This window comes from Dinoroseobacter sp. PD6, assembly GCF_028807315.1.
GTDB lineage: Bacteria > Pseudomonadota > Alphaproteobacteria > Rhodobacterales > Rhodobacteraceae > Dinoroseobacter > Dinoroseobacter shibae.
Window position 1 is genome coordinate 23,975 of the sequence record NZ_JARAMN010000017.1, and the last position, 17,272, is coordinate 41,246.

The following is a 17,272-nucleotide window of genomic DNA, read 5'->3' on the forward strand; positions in this document are numbered from 1 at the left end:
CGCTCAATCGCCCCGAGCGACCTGCATCGCATCGGCAGCCACGCGGACTGTGTCACCATCCGCGGGCGCGGCCAGATCGCTGAGCAGAACCTTGTCGCCTTGCGAAAGCGCCTCGCCGCGCAGGGTCACAGTACTGTCGGTACGGGACAGCACGTAGACATCGCGTCTCTCGAGCTGCCCGTCCGAGATGCGCCAGAGCGTGTCGCCGCCCTTAAGTGCCTCGGCCGCCACGCGCAGCGCCGGGGGCGCGCCCAAGGGAACGCGCAGGGACAATTCGACCAACTCGCCAATGCGCACGCTGGACTCGCCTTCGGCGAAAGGGTCGGGGATATCCACGATCAACGTCACCGTGCGAGTGGCCGTGTCGATGGCCGGAACGATGGCACCGACCTTGCCGGTGCGCAGGGTGCGGCCCGTCGCCGGATCGCTGACCGTTACCGAGAGGCCGCGCGCCGCGGCGGCCCGCCCCAGAACCGAGAGGTCCGAAGGCAAAAGTCCCATGCGCACTTCGGCATGGTCCGTGGCGACCAGTTGCCCGATGCTGTTGCCGGCCTGCACCAGTTGCCCCAGTGACGCGTTTTCGCGGGTGACGATGGCATCGAACGGCGCGCGCAGCTGCGTGTCGTTGAGCGCGATCTCGGCGCGGGCCAACTCGGCTTCGGCCATCGCGACATCTGCCTCGGCCCGGGACTGCGCCACTTGCGCATCATCCAGCGCGGCTTCGCTGATGACCTGCTCGACGCGAAGTTTCTGCTGCCGCTCGAGGCTGATGCGGGCCTCTTCCAGCGCGGCCTCGGCTTGCGCGAGCCGGGCCTCGGCGGTGCGCAGATTGGCCTCGGCCACCCTGGCGCCCAGCCTGATCAAAAGCGTACCCTGCACCACACGCTGCCCGACGTCGAAAGAGGGCGCGATTTCCACGATCCGCTCGGTGATCTGCGGGACGACCTCCACGGCATCTGAGGCTCTGACGAAGCCAGTTTGATGCAGGATCACGTGATCGGTGGCCTCCAGTGTAGTCGCGCGCACAAGCGGCGACTGCGTTGCATCGCCACCAGACCGACGCTCCGCTGGCTGCGACAGCCACCAGTACCCGCCTCCGGCCAGCAGCAGAAGTGTCGCGACCAGCACGAGCCACGGCCATTTGCGGCCGTGATCAGCCTTTGAGGGGTTGGATCGCGTCATTGGCTTGACAGATCAAACCGCCATCGTCGCCACGGACCCGCCGTCGACCCGGTAGTTGGCGCCCACCACGAAGCTGGCCTGTTGCGAACACAGGAATGCGATGGTCGCGGCGACCTCTTCGGGTTTGCCGCGGCGTTTGAGTTCCAAATAGGGCCGCTCTTCGTCGAGGAAGGTCTTGACCGCCTCGTCGCGGCTGGTTCCCATTTGCTCGGCTCGCTGGTCCATCATGCCGTCGGTCATCGGGGTCTCGATGAAGGCGGGGGAAACGGTGTTGACCAACACACCGTTGGGAGCAGTCACCCGGCTGAGGGCCTTGGCGAAGTTCAGCATTCCCGCCTTGGCGACGTTGTAGACCGCTTCGTCCGCATAGGGTTGCACGGCGTTCTCGGAGGCCACCATTACCACGCGGCCCCAACCGCGCTTTTCCATGCGCGGCACGAACCTGCGCAAGGTGCGCACGACCGACATGAAATCGGTATTCCATGCTTCGTGCCAGTCGGCATCGGTCATCTCCAGCGGATGGCCCTTGGCTCCGGTCACACCGGCGGCGCAGACCACGATATCGGGCATCTCGAACCGCTCCTCGACGGTCTGAACCAGGCCCTTGGCCTGTTCTGTGTCCGACAGGTCGGCCTGGAGGGCATGGGCGCGATCGCCTAGGGCCTCGGCAGCCTCGGCCACCTTGTCGCCTTTAAGATCCACGAGGATCACGTTTGCGCCTTCGTCGCGCAGATACTTCGCGGTTTCCCGGCCGATGCCAGAGGCGCCGCCGGTGATCAGGGCTGTCTTGCCTTTCAATCCGAATTCCATGGGGTGGGTCCTTTTGTGAGACTGTGTGTGTTGTGCGGTCAACGTCCCGGGGCAGGGGCGGTTCCCCCGCAGCCCGGCATCCGGCCCGCCGAGGCCGCGGGCCGGGTCCGCATCACCAAAATAGCACCAGCGTGCCGATCATCAGCAGGATCAGGAGGATCGCATGGGTCTTCACGTTCTTGAGCACCGGTGCAGTGGTTGCGGGGGTGTCGAAGGCGTCCGCCCGCTGCCAGAGCGCATCTTCGCGCACATCCGGTGTGTCGTCCCGCAGACTGAGCGCGACGAAGATCGCGGCGGAGACGGCGGTCATGACAGTGACGCTGATCGTGTAATGCAGAGGCCAGATACCGAACTGGTTCAGCATGAAGACCACGAGGCCGAGGGTATGGCCGATGATCAGCGTCCAGAAGGCTGCGTTTTCGGTGCCGCGGGACCACAGGGCGCCGAGTGTGAAGCACACCACAAGCGGCGGGACCAGCACCGAGAAGGCCTGTTGGATGTAGGCCCAGAGCCCGCCGAAATACTGGATCAGCGGCGCCCAGGCGATGGCGATCACCATGAAGCCAAGGGTCGCCATCATGCCCCATTTCTTCGCCGTCTCGGGGTCGGGCTCTTTTTCGGGCCTGGTCAGGAAATCGTTGATCAAGAGGGTTGAGGACGAGTTCAGGGTCGAGTCCACGGTGGACATGATCGCCGCGATCAACCCGGCCATGACAAGCCCGGTCAGGCCCGAAGGCAGCACCTCGGTGATGATGATCGGGAACACCTGGTCCGAGTTCTGGATATCTGGCAGTGTGACCAGCGCCATGACCCCGGGCAGGATGATGAAGAAGGTCGGCAGGATCTTGAGGATACCGCCCAGGATGGCGCCCCACTGCGCATTGCTCAGATCCTTCGCGCCCAGAACGCGCTGCACGATGTACTGGTTGGTGACCCAGTACCAAAAGCCCAGCAGCCAGACACCGGTGAACAGCCCCGGCCAGGGCAGGGTGTCGTCGTCGATGGGCTGCACGATGCTCAGATGGCCCTCGGGGACCTGGCTGCGCACCGACTCCCACGAGAAATCGACAGACTGGTACATCAGGAACGCAGTCAGGCCAGTGCCGCAGATCAGCACCACCGCCTGCAGGATATCGGTATAGACCACGGCGCGCAGGCCGCCGGTTGCCGTGTATATGCCCGCGAAGAGGCCAATCGCCACACAAGACATCCAGATGTCGAGATCGGGGAAGAAGACCTTGAGCACGACGGCACCCGCATAAAGCCCGCCAGCGGTATCGACGATCACGGTAAAGACGATAGTCAGGCCCGAGAAATACAGGCGCACGCGGCGGGAATAGCGATTTTCGAGGTATTCCGGCGTGGTCGAGATGCGCGATTTCAGGAACACCGGCGCGAAGATGAACGCCATGAACAGCAGCGGGATCCCGGCCATCCATTCATAGGAAGAGACCGTCAGGCCACCTGTGTAAGCGCTGCCGGTCAGGCCGACGAGGGTCGAGGTGGATATGTTGGAGGCGAAGAGCGAAAACCCGATCGCCGCCCAACCCAGTGACCGGCCGGCCAGAAACAGATCCTCTCCCGTCCGGGTCTTGCGCGCGACCCAGACCCCGATGGCGATCACGATCGCCAGATAGACGGCAATCACTCCGTAATCGAGCATCGTGAGATTGGCGTCGATCTGCTGTTCCATGGTGGGTCTCCTTCGGCCTTCGGGTATGCGTGCGGGCCGAAAATAGGACCGCGCCACGCGGGTTTACGCAGCACATTGGTAACGCCATGGTGAGGGGAAGGTTCCGTAACGGGGGGTGGCACAGCCGACCGCATTGCGGTCAGCGCGAGGTTCAGTCGCGCAGATGCGTGGGTCTGCGGTATAGTAAAAACGCAGGCGCGGGCAGGGTGGCGATCTTCTTGACCAGGCCGTTAAGGCTGTCCGGAGCCAGCGCGGACCGCACCGCGAAGATCAGCCAGCACCGCGGAGACGATGAAGACCGGTTTTCATCGAATATGCGACCCGGGTCACGCCGATGATGAGGCAAAGCCGTGCCGTAACATAGAGCGGAGTGAGTGCGACGCTGATCCGTCTATGCTCGGCCAAGCCTCAATCTATCTCGATCTGCTCGCTTGATCGGGCCCAGATGCAGATGTGCCGCCGAGAGTAATTGCTCTAGCTTGGCCGCGGCGTTCAGGTGCAGCTCGCTGTCGACGACCCAGACATGGGACCGCGGTGAAGCTCGCCGACGGTATTGGTTACAAAAACATGCTGCGCACCGGGAACGGAGAAACCCTTCGTGAACATGGGCGCCAACTTCCGACAAAATACCCGCAAATGACCAGTAACTCCGGGCGTTCGTCGGCGACAGCATAAGGGGGGCGGGTGCGAGCCTCGGGGTCGTTTTTTTTGGGTGCGTCAAGCCGCGTCGGCCTGCTCGAGCGATCCGGATGCGCGTTCGGGGCGCATTTCCAACTCCCCGCGGAGGCGCGGGAGGGCTTCGGGGTATTCGGCTTGCAGCCACGCGATCAACTTCTCGCGCACCTCGCAGCGCAAATCCCAGGCTTGGGGGGATGTGCGCGCGCTCATCAGTCCGCGGATATGCAGGGTGTCCTTGTCGGTGTCGGTCACCTGCAGGTTCACGACCTGGCCATCCCAGTGCGGCGAGTTTTCTACGGTCTTTTCAAGCTTGGCGCGCATTTCGGCGATGGGCACGGTGTAGTCCATGTACCAATAGACCGCGCCGATGATCGACGCATTTTCACGGGTCCAGTTCTGGAAGGGTTTCTCGATGAAGTAGCTGAGCGGCACGACCATGCGCCGCCAATCCCAGATGCGGACCACGACATAGGTGGCGTAGATCTCTTCGATCCAACCCCATTCTCCCTCGACGATTACCACGTCATCCAGCCGGATCGGTTGGGTGATGGCGATCTGGATACCCGCAATCAGGTTCGCAAGCACGGGGCGCGCCGCGAAGCCCAGGATCAGGCCCGCCGCCCCTGCCGAGGCAAACAGGCTGACGCCGTAGCGTTGCACGCTTTCAAAGGTCAGCAGAACCGCGCCGGCGGTCAGAATGCCGAAGACGATGTTGGCCGTGCGCTTCAGGACACGGACTTGAGTGACGAACTTGCGCGCCTGAAGGTTGTCGTCCGTATCCAGTCGGTGACGCCGAATTGCCCGATCGGAGAAGTGGCTCGTCAGAATGATAACGGTCCAGCCGACAAGAACGATGAGAAGGACAAGAAAGAGATGGCCCAAGCGGCTCTCCCATCCGTAGGGCAGGCCGATTTGTGGGATCGTGATAGCCAGTGCGGCAAGGATGAACGCAAGCCGCAAGGGGCGTCGGGCACGCTCGGCGAGGGAGCCGACCACGCCGCAATTCGTCTTGGTGAAACGGGACAGGAGCGCGAAGGCCAGCGCGTGCAGCAGGAGGGCCGCGACCACGGCCGCCAGAAGCAGCGCCGCCGGGGCCAAGAAGGCCGGCAGCCCCTCGATCAGGTCACCCCAGCGCGCGATCTGTGATGTGATCTCTTCCATCCGGTTACCAGAACCACGCGACAAAACCGATGGTCGACAGGATCAGCAACCCGGCCCAGATCGTACGGTCCTGCCACAGTGGCTCTTCCCATTGGGTGAAAATGGCCTTTGTGTCGGCGGCAGACCAGACGAGGTCCTCGATGTTTTCCTTGTCGGCCTTTCGGGTCAGAGCGGAGATCCCGAAATGAGTGGCCAGGCCCAGACACATCATGAGGGTCGACATGATCGTATAGTGGATCTCGGGCAGGCCCATGCCGGCCCAGACGCCCGTCACCTCTTTCATGATGAACAGAGGAATGCCCACCACGAGGCCAAGGATAATCGTCCAGAATGCGCCATTGCCGTTCAGCCATGGCACGAAAAGGCCGACGATATAGACCACGACGATGGTGGGGATTATGTAGCTCAACGAGGACTGGAAGTAGCTGAACAGGCTTTCGAACCCAGCAATGGAAGGCGCATAGATCGCGCCGAAGACCATGACAGCGCCGGTCACCAAACGGCCGATCCAGACCTGCTTGCCCTCGTCTACATCCCAGATCGGCTCGACGAAATCTTTGACCACGAGGGTGGAGGCGGAATTCATGGCCGAGTCGAGTGAGGACATAATCGCTGCGATCAGGGCGGCCATGATCAGGCCCCGCACACCAATCGGCATCAGTTCGAAAGCGAGGGTCGGGAAGGCGAGGTCAGGTGTTTCAAGCTCGGGATAGAGTTTCAGGGCGATGACCCCGGGGATGATCATCAGAAAGATGTTCGGCAGTTTGAGAAAGCCCGCGAAGAGGGCGCCGATCTGCCCTTCCTTGAGGTTCTTGGCGCCCAGCGTGCGCTGCACCACGAATTGATTGATGGTCCAGTAATAAAATCCCAGCAAGACCACACCCCACAGCCCCGTCCAGGGCAGAAAATCGTCATCGGCAGGCAAGATAAGTTGGTCATGGCCTTCGGGAATGTCGACGAAGAGCTGTTCCCACCCACCGATCTCGTCAAGGCCGAGCCAGAATAGGATCGCGGCGCCGATGATCAGCAGGATTGCCTGCACAGTGTCGGTGACCACCACCGCCGAAAGACCACCAAGGATGGTATAGATACCCGCAACGAGGGCCAGGACGGCGACGGCTGTCCAGAGGTTGAGGTAACCCGTCACGTTCGAAATCACGAGCCCACCGGCATAGAGCGCCCCGGCCGTGTCGATGAACAGGATGGCAAGAATGGTAAATATCGAGAAGGCCCGCCGTGAGCGCACGTCATAGCGCTGTTCGAGAAATTCGGGGACGGTGGAGATTTTCGCTTTCAGGAATGAGGGCAGCACGAAGATTGCGAACAGGATCAGGACGAGTGCAGCGGTCCATTCGTAGTTGAAGATAACGATACCGTTTGCATAGGCGCCGCCCATCAAACCCACGAAGCTGGAACCCGACATGTTCGACGCGAAGAGCGAAAACCCGATCAGGTACCAAGGCAGCGACCGTCCCGCGAGGAAGTAACCGTCTGCGCCTTCCTCGTTCTTGCGCGAGACATAGACGCCATGCGCGATCACGCCGATGAAATAGATGACAACAATGGCGTAATCGATCCAGTGAAGGTCAAATTTCGCGTCGCCCATGGTTTTGGCCCTTCATTGCGTTTGTGATGAACAGACAACCGGCAAAACGCGATGCGGTTCCCTGAAGAAGGGTCAAGAATGCTAGAAGGCCTGAACTGCGATCCCCCCGGCATAGATCGCCAGCATCGTCGCGCTTTCTGCGCCGATACGTCCGGGACCACGGCGTTCACGGTATAGAAGGCCCAGCAACAGAACGGCGGTCATCATTGCCGCAACACCCAGCCAGAAAAGGTCATCCCGTCCGATCGCGTGATAGACGGAGCCGTCCCGAAACCCGATGTCCGACAAGGTCAGAAACAGGATGTCGAAGGTGTTGCCGCCGATGATCCCGCCGACGGCCAGTTGCAGCGCCCCGCGCCGGACCGCAGCGAGGGTCGTGACCAGCTCCGGAAAGGAGGTCACGACGGCCGTCATCAAGGCCCCGACCATAGAGGACGACAGCTCGTAGCGTGTGATCAGCACTTGTGCCAACTGCGCGATGCACCAGCCTGCCGACCCCATGATCAACATCAACAGGACAAATTGCAGGATTAGGCCCCGAGCCGGTTGCGAGCGATCATCTTCATCCTCGGGTGTGTCGGGGCGGGTGTCGTTTGTGTCAACGGGCTCCCACATCGGCTGTTTGCGCAGGCGTGCGGTGGCGATCACACCGATGGCATATACCACGACCAGTAAGATGGAGGCGGGGTGGATCGCGAAGATCGTGAAGCTCGGCGCGGAATAGGCCACGAAAGGCACCGATAGCAGCAACAATAGGATACCGCATTGAAACATGTTGGCCAGCTCGGCTGCCGCGTGTTCCAGGTTGGCCCGGCGATAAAGCATGTCCGCGATGGCGAGGAAGGCGGTCTGCGCTGCAATGCCGCCGATCCCGTTGGAAAATGCAAGTGAGGCGTTGCCCGAGAGCGCCGAAGTCAGCGACACGACCGTCCCGGATACTGACGTGGCCGCGCCCAATAGAACGCCGCCGATCAACGCCTCGCCCAGGCCGGTCCGGTCCGGTCCGCGATGCGATCCGCGAGCCCGGTCATGCGCAACCCGCTGACGAGGATCACAACCGTCGCGACAAGGCCGATCCCCAACAGAACGGGCGAAGAGAGTGAGGCGAACATGCTGTGGGAACGCGCCCCGTGCCGTTTGGGGTCCATGCGTGCTGAAAGAAAAGCATTGGAACGGGAACCTCCGGCCGGCTCGGTTTGTTTCATCGGAGAGGTTTTTGGGCCGCATGTGTCGCAGGGCCGGTCGCATCGGAAATCCATGTCGCGCACACATCGCGGGGCGCTGGAGAGCTTTCATCGCGCGAACGGGTCGCGTCAGGCGACAATGGGGCGGCACATTCGCCTTTTCAATGCACAGTCGCCAGTAGAGGGTAGGTGATGGATCAGGTGGCACAGTCGAAGCAGACCAACGTCTCCGGCGCAGGGCGTGCGGCAATGGGCCGGCGAAACTACGCGCTCGGCCTCGTTGCGGCGCTTCTCGTAATCGCTATGTTTGCCGCCTTGCGCGCAATGGCACCAATCGCAATTCCGGTCGTCATCGCGGTTTTCGTCGCTCTGGCCGTTCTGCCCATGGATCGCGCGGTGGCCGAACGTTTGCCAAAACCCTTGTCTTGGCTCGGGCGAGCTTTTGTCATGGTTTTCTTGCTCTCGATCCTGGCCATGTTTATCGTTGGCCTGTCCTATTGTGTCACGCAGATCGCGACACAGCTGCCAGACGTCTCGGAAAGGCTGAGCAATGTGCTGCTGGAACGAGCCTCGTCGGGGCAGGGCAATACTGATGTTTGGACTGCTGCGCTTACACAGTTGCGAAACATGCTTGACGACCAAGGTGCCGCATTGGCGGACATGGCTTTCAACTGGGCCAGCGGGGTCGCGCAGGGTGTCGCGTCCTCCACTGGCGCGCTCTTGGCGGGGCTTTTTCTGGTGCTTTTTCTGGTGTTGCTGGCACTGTCCGAAGCGGACAACTGGGCTGCGAAGCTCGACAACATTCTTACGGAACGCGACCGCCCTTGGCGCCAGATGACCACGCGCCTCGGCCAGGCCTGGCGTCGCTTCCTTGCGACGCGCGCGGTGATGGGGCTGATCACTGCCGTCGCCTACACCCTGTGGTTCCTGCCGTTTGATCTCGATCTGCTGCTGGTCTGGGGCATCCTGACATTCTTGATGAACTTCATTCCGAACCTCGGCTCGATCGTGTCGGGTGTGCTGCCGAGCATCTATGCATTTCTGACGCTCGATCCCGGTACGGCCTTGTTACTGGCCGCCGGGCTGGTCTTGATCGAGCAGGTGATTGGGAACTGGCTCGATCCGCGAGTCCAGGGCAACAGCGTTGCCGTGTCGCCGTTGGTAATTCTCGTGGCCGTCCTGTTCTGGGGATGGTTTTGGGGGATTGCCGGGGCGTTTCTGGCTACACCGATAACGCTGGCGATCATGATCTTCTGCAATTACGTGCGTGCACTCAGGCCGCTGGCGTTGCTTCTGTCCAACCAACGCCGAGCAGCCGATCTGGACGACGCATTGTCAGGCTGACGTTAGCTCTTGCGTGCCTTGCGTTTGGAGCGAAGTGACACCAAGACCTCTCCGACACTACCAATCAGCATCAGCGTGGCGCCGGCGATGAAAAACCACACGCCGACGGTGCGCCACTTCACTTTTTCGCCGAGCATACCGGTCTGCGTTTCGGCCCAGTCAGGCAGAAAAAGAATACTGCCGATCAAGAACAGCGCATTGCCGATCATGCCGACACCCAAGTGCACCCACCCATATTGATGGACAAATATGCGGAGAAACTGGTGAACACGCATCGAAGGGTCTCCAGGAGCTCGTGTGAAGAACGGCTGTTTGCAAAAGGCGAGACCTTTGTGCTGGCCCCGCCGTCAAACTGCCTGAGTGGATAGAACCGCGCCTTGCGCCCGAAACCGGCCTAGCATCTTTGTTAGAAAATAAGCGCGAGGATGAACCCGAGGACAACCAGCGCCGCGATCCACTTGAAGGCCTTGCGCCAACTGTCATTGTACTCACGAGCCACCTGCGGTCGCTTTGTCGGGGTGTCCGCAGCGCCTGCATCCCCGGGGCCGGCACGCACGTCGGAAGGGTCTTCCGTGACATTCACCGCATGGGTAAGGGCCGGTTCGGTGCGTGGAGTCAAAGGCACGGCGGCCGGTGCACCGCTTTCGGAATCGGTTTCCTGTGCTGCGGCGGCTGGTTCCTGCTTGCGCCGCTGGCGGTTCGCCTCGACCAATTCCTCGCGGGTTCTCGGAAACGTCGTCGGAGGTGTTTCCACATCGGGGGTCCATTTGGGGTCTTGCGAGGCCATCGGTGCATACTTCCTTTTCTGAAACTTGCGACTTCAAAGGATTAATGCGCAGCGGCCAAGGCAGTTCCATGCTGCGCGGGAGCCATTTGGCTGGCCGGCTACCCGCTTGCCAGCAAGGGTTACTGGAACCGTGCCCCGTGGGCAGCGTTTCAAAAGCGATATGCCCAACCAAACGAGGTTCCCATGTATTGCTTACCCGCCCTTCCACGCGCTCTTGCGGTCCTTTCCCTGCTGCCCGCTGGTGGCTCAGCCCTGCCGGCCATGGCGCAGCAGACAGATTTCGACAGTCCGACCGATTTCTCCGAAATGGTGACGGAACGCCTGCCTGCCGTGGTCGGTATCCTGTCGACCGGCCCGGCGCCCGATCCGTCGCCTGCGATCCAGCCGCAACTGCCGCCCGGGATGCGAGAGTTCTTCGGCGGCCCAACACCGCCGACCCCGCAAGGCCCGATGCGGAGCCAAGGATCGGGGTTCATCATTTCGCAGGATGGTCTTGTCGTGACCAATAACCATGTGATCGCAGGCGCGGAACAGATCGAGGTGATTATGGATGACGATCGGCGGCTGGATGCGGAGTTGATCGGGACCGACCCTGCGACTGATATAGCGCTCCTGAGGATCGAAAATGTCGCCGATCTGCCCCATGTCGTCTGGGGGTCTTCCGACGATCTGTCCATCGGCGAGTGGGTCGTGGCCATCGGCAATCCCTTTGGCCTCGGGGGCACGGTGACCGCCGGGATCGTGTCTGCACGCGCTCGGGATATTAACGCGGGACCCTATGACAGTTTCATACAGACCGATGCCGCAATCAATTCCGGCAACTCGGGAGGCCCGCTCTTTCATGTCTCGGGCGACGTCGTGGGTGTCAACACCGCGATCTTCTCGCCGACGGGCGGCAATGTCGGCATCGGCTTCGCTGTACCGTCGGCCGTAGCCGAGCGCATTGTGGACGATCTGCAAGACGATGGACGAGTCGAGCGAGGCTGGCTCGGCGTGCAGGTGCAACCGGTGGACGAGGCCCTAGCCCGGGCTTTCAAGTTTGAAGACCCCCAAGGGGTACTGCTTGCGGATGTCACGAAGGGCAGCCCGGCCTTCGAGGCGGGGTTGGAGCCGGGCGACGTCCTGCTCGAAATCGACGGCGCCGCCGTCGACACACCCCGCGATCTGACTTTTGCCGTGGCTGACACGCCCGTCGGTGCCACGGTCATGGTGACCTACCTGCGCAACGGCAACAGAGTTCAGGCGGAGGTTACGATCGGGCAGCGGCCCGACCTGCAGTCCGCCACCGCGCAGCCTGATGCCGGGGGCCGTGATGACAGGTCGGACGCGGACGGCCCGCGCATAGGCGTGTCCGTCGCGCCGCTGTCTGGTGAGCTCCGCGCGCAAGCCGGCATCCCGAACGAGGTGTCGGGCCTGCTGGTGCAATCAGTTACGCAGGACAGTCCCGCCGCCGAAGCAGGTCTTCGCGCCGGCGACGTCCTTGTGGAGGCTGCTGATGTCACGTTGGGGCAGGTCGAAACACTGCGCGATGCCATCGCGCGCGCGGCCGAAGAGGGTGAGACGCTGCTGATCCGGGTTTTCCGCGGGCAAGGGTACAATTTCGTGGTGGTCAATCTTAGCGAAAAGGTCGTGTCGAAGTAAGATCGGAAACTCTCCTCAGAAAGGTCGCCGTATCCGTACGGCGGCCCTTTTTTACGGCATTTTGGGATCAACGGCCCTGTCCATGCGGAATTTTCGCAGGGAAAGGGCAGTCACGCGCCGCTCCCTGTTCGAAAAAAATACTGGGGTGACGTGTGCGCACGCTTCTCCAAAGCACCAAAAAAGGGGCTGCCCTTCACAGGCAGCCCCTTCCGATGCCGTGAGGCGGTTTTTACGCTCCCTCTGCGTTCGCGCCGATGAACCATGCGTCCTTGTCCACACCGCGGCTAATTTCGGTGAACAGGTCCGCTGTATCTTCGTCGCCTGCCTCCTCGGCAACCTCGGCAGCCGCACGAATAGCCTTGCCGACCTCCATGAAACGCGCCTTGAGGTGTTCGATATGCTCGGAGATCTCGGACAACTCGAGCGGATAGGCTTCAAGTGTGGATTGTTCGGCGACGACTTCCGCGGTGCCCTTGGCGTATCCGCCAAGTATCACCGCACGCTCGGCCATGGTATCGGCCCCGTCGCGTAGCCGGTCGGCCACATCGTCGAGAAGCTCGTGAACCCCGATGAAGCCGCGTCCTTTGAGGTTCCAATGCGCCTGTTTCACGGCTAGCGTAAGGTTGATAACGTTCACCAAGTTCTCGTTCAACAAATCGACGACCTGCGCCCGGGTGTCTTGGTTAAGGCCATCGGCGAAGTTCGTTGGCATGTCTCGCTCCTCATGTTGCGGTTCCAATCACCGTTTCAACCAACGACCAGGGCGTTGGGTTCCAGTGCATGCGCCGCTCTGTGCCGTGTGTCTGGTTTCTAAAAGTTCGCCTCGGTGCGATGCCCGACAGGGGCGTGGCGCCTTGGACCTGCTGCAGTGACTCGACTTGCCGAAATTCGCCCGAATAGGCTCAGTCGCTATCTGATGTCCGAAACACGTCTGCCAAGGCGTCGATCTTGTCGCGCTCCAACACGAAGAGGACCTGGTCATCCTCGGCCAGTTCGGTGTCATCCTCGACAAAGCTTTCGTCTGCGTCGCGGATCAGCGCAACGGCCTGGCAGTTCTCTGGCAAGTCAAGCTTCTGCAACGGGCGTCCGTCGAGACACGCGGGCACGTGGACGCATTTTATGGCCAGCTGGTTTGAGAGCGACGTGTCGTGGTCGATTTCGGCCCGGTCCTGCATCGCCTCAGCCACATCCGCAGCCACGGTTGCATGGGGATTGATCGCATCGTTCAGTTCCAGTTCGGTACAGACCTTCATCAGTTCGGATGACACGATTTGCGGAATGACGCGCCCATAGCCCACCGACCGGGCCACCAGGGCGGCGAGGATGTTGTCCTCGGATGCGTTGGTCACGGCCACGAAGACGTCGTTTTCATCGCGGAAGACTTCTCGGAGGGTCGTGGGCATCGTGCCATCCCCTTCCAGCATACCGCAATCGAGCTGGTCGGCCAGCCTCTCCAACCGGTCGCGGGACTTGTCGATGACAATCACTTCGTGCTCGGCGTCGATGAGTTGTTCGGCGATGGCCCTGCCGAAACGGGACGCGCCCAGAATGATGATACGCATTGAATTATCCTCCGGTGGTGCCGCGCCAGGTGCGCGGAGCAAGAAGCAAAAGCACGGCAAAGAATTCGACGCGGCCCAGCCACATGGCAAAGGTCATCGACAATTTCAGATCAACACTCATGCTCGGCCCCGTGATGCCCGTCGACAAACCAACCGTGCTAAGCGTCGACGTGGCCTCGAAAAGGGCTCCCAAGGCGTCATGGCCATGGGCCAGGATATGAAGCCAGAGCAGCATCAAAGCGCCCAGGTAGATGCCCAACAGCCCGAGAATGCTGACAAGCGTTTCCGGCGCGACCGGTTCGCCGTTTTGGCGCAGGGGCGCGACCGCGTTGCGCGGCAGCCGAAGCCGCTGCCCCGCATGCAGGATGGCGCCAACGATGACGGCGACCCGGGCCAGCTTTAGCCCACCGGCGGTCGAGCCCACATCGCCGCCCAGCACCATCGCCACCACGATCAGCAGCAAGACAGGTCCGAGATCCGAGATCGGTCCGGTAGAGAATCCTGCCGTGGTCAGACCGGAGATCAGGTTCAGAGCGCTGCTGTAGATTGCGCCGGCGTCACGCTCCCCCGCCGCCACGAGGAACGCGATCAACGCGGCCACGAACAGGATCACCGTCAGCCCGACGCGCCGAAGGCTACCCAAACGCCAAGCTTGGCGCCATTTGCCCTGACTGAGCAGAACGAAGCTCAGCAGCGATACTGCGCCCAGCACGCAACTCAGCATCACCATGCCTTGCGCCAGCGGCGTATACGATGCGAGACTGTCGGAGCGGGGCGCAAAGCCCGCGGTCGACACAGCCGACAGTGTCACCGCCAGCGCCTCGCGCCAGTCTGGAATGGTCGCCATGGTGGCCAGTGTCATGATGCCCGTAAGCGCGGCGTAAGCGGTCAATAACTGCCGCGCCTGTTTGCGGGTGGACGCGATCCGATCCCCTTGATCGATCCCCGCCTGCCCGAGCTTGCGTGCGGGCAAGCCGGACGGCAGCAACATGGCGAGAACCGCCGTCGCCATGACGAGCCCGCCGCACCATTGCACCCATGCGCGCAGGAAATGGCCCGCGAAGGGCCACGCGTCCGGGTTGAAAGCGACCGACAGCCCCGTCGTCGTAGCCCCGCTGACCGCCTCGAAAAGTGCGTCTACCACGGGCATTCCAAGGGCCATGAATGCGGGTGTGACAAACACCGCGCTCATCCCAAAAACCAAGGCTATCGTGACGATGGCTTCGACCCCGTGCAGATCGTCCGGCAGGGGCCGCCGCGCGACCGCGAGGAACACGAGCGCCGCGAATATCGCCGGGATGGCGAGCGCCAAAGCCAGTATGGCCTGACCTTCCGCAACCGCCCAGATCGCAGGCGGCGCGCACAATATGACAAAGACCGGCGCATGTTTCGCAAGCATGAGGGCAACCACCGGGGCGCGCGCCACTTGCATCAAAGGAGAGGTGCCACCGCGGAACGCCGCCGCGCGCTTGACGCTCATCGCCAACTTGGCTGGTCGCGCAAGGTGACCAACGTGAGGTGCTGTTTGAGAAACATAGGCAGGTAACGCCCCAAGCGCCGACAGGTTCCGGCAGTTCACCGGTTGCCCTTCGCGCGGAACCCGACAGCGTGCCGGGCCGTTGGGGTGTCATACGTGAACACCGACACCAACTGCAAAGGAGACGATTATGGACATTCTGCGCATCATCGTAGCCGTCATCCTCCCACCTCTGGGCGTATTTTTGGAGGTTGGGCTCGGCAAGCACTTCTGGATCAATATTCTTCTCACCATTCTGGGCTACATTCCGGGGATCGTACATGCCGTCTACATCATCGCCCGTCGCCAACCGGCGTGATCGCGCAGCACAATTTGCGCGCCTCGACCGGATCGCCAACATCTTCGATAGCCGGTTCAGGATCGCGGGTATCCGGTTTGGCTGGGACAGTATTCTTGGTCTTGTCCCTGGCATAGGAGATCTCGTGACCGCTGCGCCCGGCGTTTACATCATCGGCCAATCCGCGCGCATGGGTGTGCGACGTCGCGTTCTTGCGCGCATGGCGGTGAACACTGGTACTGACATGATCATCGGAGGTATCCCGTTAGTCGGAGACCTCTTCGATGTCGGGTTCAAGGCGAACCAGCGAAATGTCCGGCTTTTGAAAGAGGAACTGGATCGCGATGGCACATTCGACACGTGCGCAACGATGACCCAAGCCCACAGTAGCTGAAATGAACAACCGCGCCCGGCACACAGCCGGCGCGGTTTTGCGCATCAGCCCCGGGCAACGCAGTCTAGGCCGAACGAACTCACAGAATGGAAAAGGAGAATTTCATGCAACGCATATCGGGACTGCCAGAGAACGCCTTCGTCGTCGTCGCTGACGGTGAGAAGGCCTTGTTCTTGCGGAATGTGGGGGACAATCAGGACATGAACCTTGTCGTCGCGAGAAAGATCGAACAATCCAACCCAGCGGCGCGAGACTGGGCGACAGACAAACCGGGTCGTTTCAACGATGGGGCTGGCGTACAGCGCTCGGCTGTCGATGAAACGGATTGGCATCAGCTCGAGAAAGAGCGCTTCGCTCGGGATCTCGCGGACAAACTCTACAAGCTGGCGCATCAGGGACAATTCGACCATGTCGTCATCGTTGCAAGCCGCGTTGTATTGAGCGCCTTGCGCAAGGAACTTCACGAAGAGGTGTTAGATCACATTATTCTCGACATCCCGAAGATCTTGACCAACCATCCCTTGGACGAGATCGAGACGCACCTTGCGCGAGCCCTGGCAGATGCGGCGTGATTGGACGTTCGGCATCAGCAAGACACCACCAATGGCATGATATGAAAAAGGCCCCCGATAAGTCCGGGGGCCCGTGTGCGGTGTTCAGCCATATACTGGATGATGTGGGAAAGTTCAGTTCCAGAAACCTTCGTCCACACCTTCCATCGCTTCCAGCTCTTCCTCGCTCAGGCGCGTGACATAGGTGTAAGTGGTATCATCAACAGCCACGAGGTTCATGTCGCTGACGCTGATCATCACATGCTGGTCGCCCACATCGAGGAAGCCGCCAACCTCAGCGACGATCCCGATGACCTTGCCATCCTTGCTGAGCACCAGGTCCTCAATCTCGCCGATCTCGTTCCACTCGCTGTCCACCGCGTCATACATGGTATTGGCGTCCCAATCATCCATGTCGAACTCGTCGTCAGCCGCGTTCATGGTGTAGATCGCACCACCGGTGATATCACGACTGCGGATGAGTTCGGCGCGATTTTCGTACATGTCCGCGGACTTCATAATTGCCATTTCGCCGGTATTGTGGGTATCGGCGAACGCCATGGGAGTGGTGACCAGCAGGGCGATGGTGCTTGTTGTGAGAAGTTTCATGTCGGTTCTCCTTTACTTGTTGCGGTATACTCGACAAACGCCCCGGCCTCGCTCCGGTTCCCAGGTTTTCACTTTCGAGAACTGACATCCGGATGTTGCATCTTTAAGAATATGCAGGGCCTACCGAGATTCCTGCTGAGCGCACTCTTTCCCGGTCATTTCTTGCGTGTGCATCAGCGCATTTTTCAGAGCCACGAACGCGATGGGTGCTTTGTATCCTAGCTAGCGTTCAGTCATCGTTTATGGTCATGATCAA

The 17,272-nt window shown here is 61.2% G+C and carries 18 protein-coding genes; 5 read left to right on the forward strand and 13 right to left on the reverse strand.

All coding sequences use genetic code 11. The features are described 5' to 3' along the window. Window positions 1-3: 3 nt before the first annotated feature. The 7 genes from PVW48_RS19780 to PVW48_RS20095 form a co-directional block, all read right to left on the reverse strand. Window positions 4-1,182 carry an efflux RND transporter periplasmic adaptor subunit gene (locus PVW48_RS19780; RefSeq protein WP_274582668.1) on the reverse strand — a complete coding sequence of 393 codons (1,179 nt, stop codon included), beginning with the start codon at window positions 1,180-1,182 and terminating at the stop codon, window positions 4-6. Window positions 1,183-1,194: 12 nt separating this feature from the next. Then, window positions 1,195-1,992, reverse strand: coding sequence for an SDR family NAD(P)-dependent oxidoreductase (locus PVW48_RS19785; protein WP_274582670.1), 798 nt, complete (start codon window positions 1,990-1,992; stop codon window positions 1,195-1,197). 112 nt (window positions 1,993-2,104) lie between these two features. Next, window positions 2,105-3,685, reverse strand: coding sequence for a sodium:solute symporter (locus tag PVW48_RS19790; RefSeq protein ID WP_274582672.1), 1,581 nt, complete (start codon window positions 3,683-3,685; stop codon window positions 2,105-2,107). A gap of 717 nt (window positions 3,686-4,402) precedes the next feature. Further along, window positions 4,403-5,524 (reverse strand): mechanosensitive ion channel family protein, encoded by a 1,122-nt coding sequence (locus PVW48_RS19795; protein WP_274582674.1) that lies wholly within the window; start codon window positions 5,522-5,524, stop codon window positions 4,403-4,405. 4 nt (window positions 5,525-5,528) lie between these two features. After that, a complete protein-coding gene (locus tag PVW48_RS19800; protein ID WP_274582675.1) occupies window positions 5,529-7,130 on the reverse strand; it encodes a sodium:solute symporter in 1,602 nt (533 codons plus the stop codon). Between the two features lie 81 nt (window positions 7,131-7,211). Beyond that, window positions 7,212-8,105 carry a sodium:calcium antiporter gene (locus PVW48_RS19805; protein WP_338020484.1) on the reverse strand — a complete coding sequence of 298 codons (894 nt, stop codon included), beginning with the start codon at window positions 8,103-8,105 and terminating at the stop codon, window positions 7,212-7,214. Continuing rightward, entirely contained in the window at window positions 8,102-8,242 is a 141-nt protein-coding gene (locus tag PVW48_RS20095; RefSeq protein WP_338020485.1) for a hypothetical protein, read from the reverse strand. The genes PVW48_RS19805 and PVW48_RS20095 overlap by 4 nt, the downstream gene beginning before the upstream one ends. A gap of 264 nt (window positions 8,243-8,506) precedes the next feature. On the opposite strand from PVW48_RS20095, the gene PVW48_RS19810 reads away from it, so the two are divergent. Beyond that, on the forward strand, window positions 8,507-9,658 hold the full coding sequence (locus PVW48_RS19810) for an AI-2E family transporter (RefSeq protein WP_274582676.1): 1,152 nt from the start codon (window positions 8,507-8,509) through the stop codon (window positions 9,656-9,658). A 2-nt stretch (window positions 9,659-9,660) separates the two neighbouring features. Here PVW48_RS19810 and PVW48_RS19815 read toward each other — a convergent pair whose 3' ends face one another. Both PVW48_RS19815 and PVW48_RS19820 read right to left on the reverse strand, forming a co-directional pair. Beyond that, complete coding sequence (locus PVW48_RS19815; RefSeq protein ID WP_274582677.1) at window positions 9,661-9,933, reverse strand: YrhK family protein; 273 nt, start codon at window positions 9,931-9,933, stop codon at window positions 9,661-9,663. A 131-nt stretch (window positions 9,934-10,064) separates the two neighbouring features. Next, window positions 10,065-10,445, reverse strand: coding sequence for a hypothetical protein (locus PVW48_RS19820; RefSeq protein WP_274582678.1), 381 nt, complete (start codon window positions 10,443-10,445; stop codon window positions 10,065-10,067). 261 nt (window positions 10,446-10,706) lie between these two features. On the opposite strand from PVW48_RS19820, the gene PVW48_RS19825 reads away from it, so the two are divergent. Further along, on the forward strand, window positions 10,707-12,086 hold the full coding sequence (locus tag PVW48_RS19825) for a Do family serine endopeptidase (protein WP_274582680.1): 1,380 nt from the start codon (window positions 10,707-10,709) through the stop codon (window positions 12,084-12,086). 229 nt (window positions 12,087-12,315) lie between these two features. Here the strand turns inward: PVW48_RS19825 and dps are convergent, their stop codons facing one another. The 3 genes from dps to PVW48_RS19840 form a co-directional block, all read right to left on the reverse strand. Continuing rightward, complete coding sequence (gene dps, locus PVW48_RS19830; RefSeq protein ID WP_012187298.1) at window positions 12,316-12,798, reverse strand: DNA starvation/stationary phase protection protein Dps; 483 nt, start codon at window positions 12,796-12,798, stop codon at window positions 12,316-12,318. A 190-nt stretch (window positions 12,799-12,988) separates the two neighbouring features. Beyond that, window positions 12,989-13,648, reverse strand: coding sequence for a potassium channel family protein (locus PVW48_RS19835; protein ID WP_012187299.1), 660 nt, complete (start codon window positions 13,646-13,648; stop codon window positions 12,989-12,991). A 4-nt stretch (window positions 13,649-13,652) separates the two neighbouring features. Next, on the reverse strand, window positions 13,653-15,128 hold the full coding sequence (locus PVW48_RS19840) for a TrkH family potassium uptake protein (protein ID WP_274582682.1): 1,476 nt from the start codon (window positions 15,126-15,128) through the stop codon (window positions 13,653-13,655). A 187-nt stretch (window positions 15,129-15,315) separates the two neighbouring features. On the opposite strand from PVW48_RS19840, the gene PVW48_RS19845 reads away from it, so the two are divergent. The 3 genes from PVW48_RS19845 to PVW48_RS19855 all read left to right on the forward strand — a co-directional run bounded on the left by PVW48_RS19845 (window position 15,316) and on the right by PVW48_RS19855 (window position 16,428). Continuing rightward, window positions 15,316-15,483: a YqaE/Pmp3 family membrane protein gene (locus tag PVW48_RS19845; protein ID WP_012187301.1), complete on the forward strand. Its 168-nt coding sequence runs from the start codon at window positions 15,316-15,318 to the stop codon at window positions 15,481-15,483. Next, window positions 15,446-15,856, forward strand: coding sequence for a DUF4112 domain-containing protein (locus PVW48_RS19850; protein WP_274582685.1), 411 nt, complete (start codon window positions 15,446-15,448; stop codon window positions 15,854-15,856). Before PVW48_RS19845 ends, PVW48_RS19850 begins: the two co-directional genes overlap by 38 nt. Before the next feature lie 104 nt (window positions 15,857-15,960). After that, on the forward strand, window positions 15,961-16,428 hold the full coding sequence (locus PVW48_RS19855; RefSeq protein WP_274582687.1) for a host attachment family protein: 468 nt from the start codon (window positions 15,961-15,963) through the stop codon (window positions 16,426-16,428). A 114-nt stretch (window positions 16,429-16,542) separates the two neighbouring features. Here the strand turns inward: PVW48_RS19855 and PVW48_RS19860 are convergent, their stop codons facing one another. Further along, window positions 16,543-17,016: a PRC-barrel domain-containing protein gene (locus tag PVW48_RS19860; RefSeq protein WP_012187304.1), complete on the reverse strand. Its 474-nt coding sequence runs from the start codon at window positions 17,014-17,016 to the stop codon at window positions 16,543-16,545. Between the last annotated feature and the right edge of the window lie 256 nt (window positions 17,017-17,272).

Excerpts from the sequence above, each read along its gene's own strand:
- PVW48_RS19780 (WP_274582668.1), bottom strand. The coding sequence starts at position 1,182 with ATGACGCGATCCAACCCCTCAAAGGCTGATCACGGCCGCAAATGGCCG.
- PVW48_RS19785 (WP_274582670.1), bottom strand. The coding sequence starts at position 1,992 with ATGGAATTCGGATTGAAAGGCAAGACAGCCCTGATCACCGGCGGCGCC.
- PVW48_RS19790 (WP_274582672.1), bottom strand. The coding sequence starts at position 3,685 with ATGGAACAGCAGATCGACGCCAATCTCACGATGCTCGATTACGGAGTG.
- PVW48_RS19795 (WP_274582674.1), bottom strand. The coding sequence starts at position 5,524 with ATGGAAGAGATCACATCACAGATCGCGCGCTGGGGTGACCTGATCGAG.
- PVW48_RS19800 (WP_274582675.1), bottom strand. The coding sequence starts at position 7,130 with ATGGGCGACGCGAAATTTGACCTTCACTGGATCGATTACGCCATTGTT.
- PVW48_RS20095 (WP_338020485.1), bottom strand. The coding sequence starts at position 8,242 with ATGTTCGCCTCACTCTCTTCGCCCGTTCTGTTGGGGATCGGCCTTGTC.
- PVW48_RS19810 (WP_274582676.1), top strand. The coding sequence starts at position 8,507 with ATGGATCAGGTGGCACAGTCGAAGCAGACCAACGTCTCCGGCGCAGGG.
- PVW48_RS19815 (WP_274582677.1), bottom strand. The coding sequence starts at position 9,933 with ATGCGTGTTCACCAGTTTCTCCGCATATTTGTCCATCAATATGGGTGG.
- PVW48_RS19820 (WP_274582678.1), bottom strand. The coding sequence starts at position 10,445 with ATGGCCTCGCAAGACCCCAAATGGACCCCCGATGTGGAAACACCTCCG.
- PVW48_RS19825 (WP_274582680.1), top strand. The coding sequence starts at position 10,707 with ATGGCGCAGCAGACAGATTTCGACAGTCCGACCGATTTCTCCGAAATG.
- dps (WP_012187298.1), bottom strand. The coding sequence starts at position 12,798 with ATGCCAACGAACTTCGCCGATGGCCTTAACCAAGACACCCGGGCGCAG.
- PVW48_RS19835 (WP_012187299.1), bottom strand. The coding sequence starts at position 13,648 with ATGCGTATCATCATTCTGGGCGCGTCCCGTTTCGGCAGGGCCATCGCC.
- PVW48_RS19840 (WP_274582682.1), bottom strand. The coding sequence starts at position 15,128 with ATGAGCGTCAAGCGCGCGGCGGCGTTCCGCGGTGGCACCTCTCCTTTG.
- PVW48_RS19845 (WP_012187301.1), top strand. The coding sequence starts at position 15,316 with ATGGACATTCTGCGCATCATCGTAGCCGTCATCCTCCCACCTCTGGGC.
- PVW48_RS19850 (WP_274582685.1), top strand. The coding sequence starts at position 15,446 with ATGCCGTCTACATCATCGCCCGTCGCCAACCGGCGTGATCGCGCAGCA.
- PVW48_RS19855 (WP_274582687.1), top strand. The coding sequence starts at position 15,961 with ATGCAACGCATATCGGGACTGCCAGAGAACGCCTTCGTCGTCGTCGCT.
- PVW48_RS19860 (WP_012187304.1), bottom strand. The coding sequence starts at position 17,016 with ATGAAACTTCTCACAACAAGCACCATCGCCCTGCTGGTCACCACTCCC.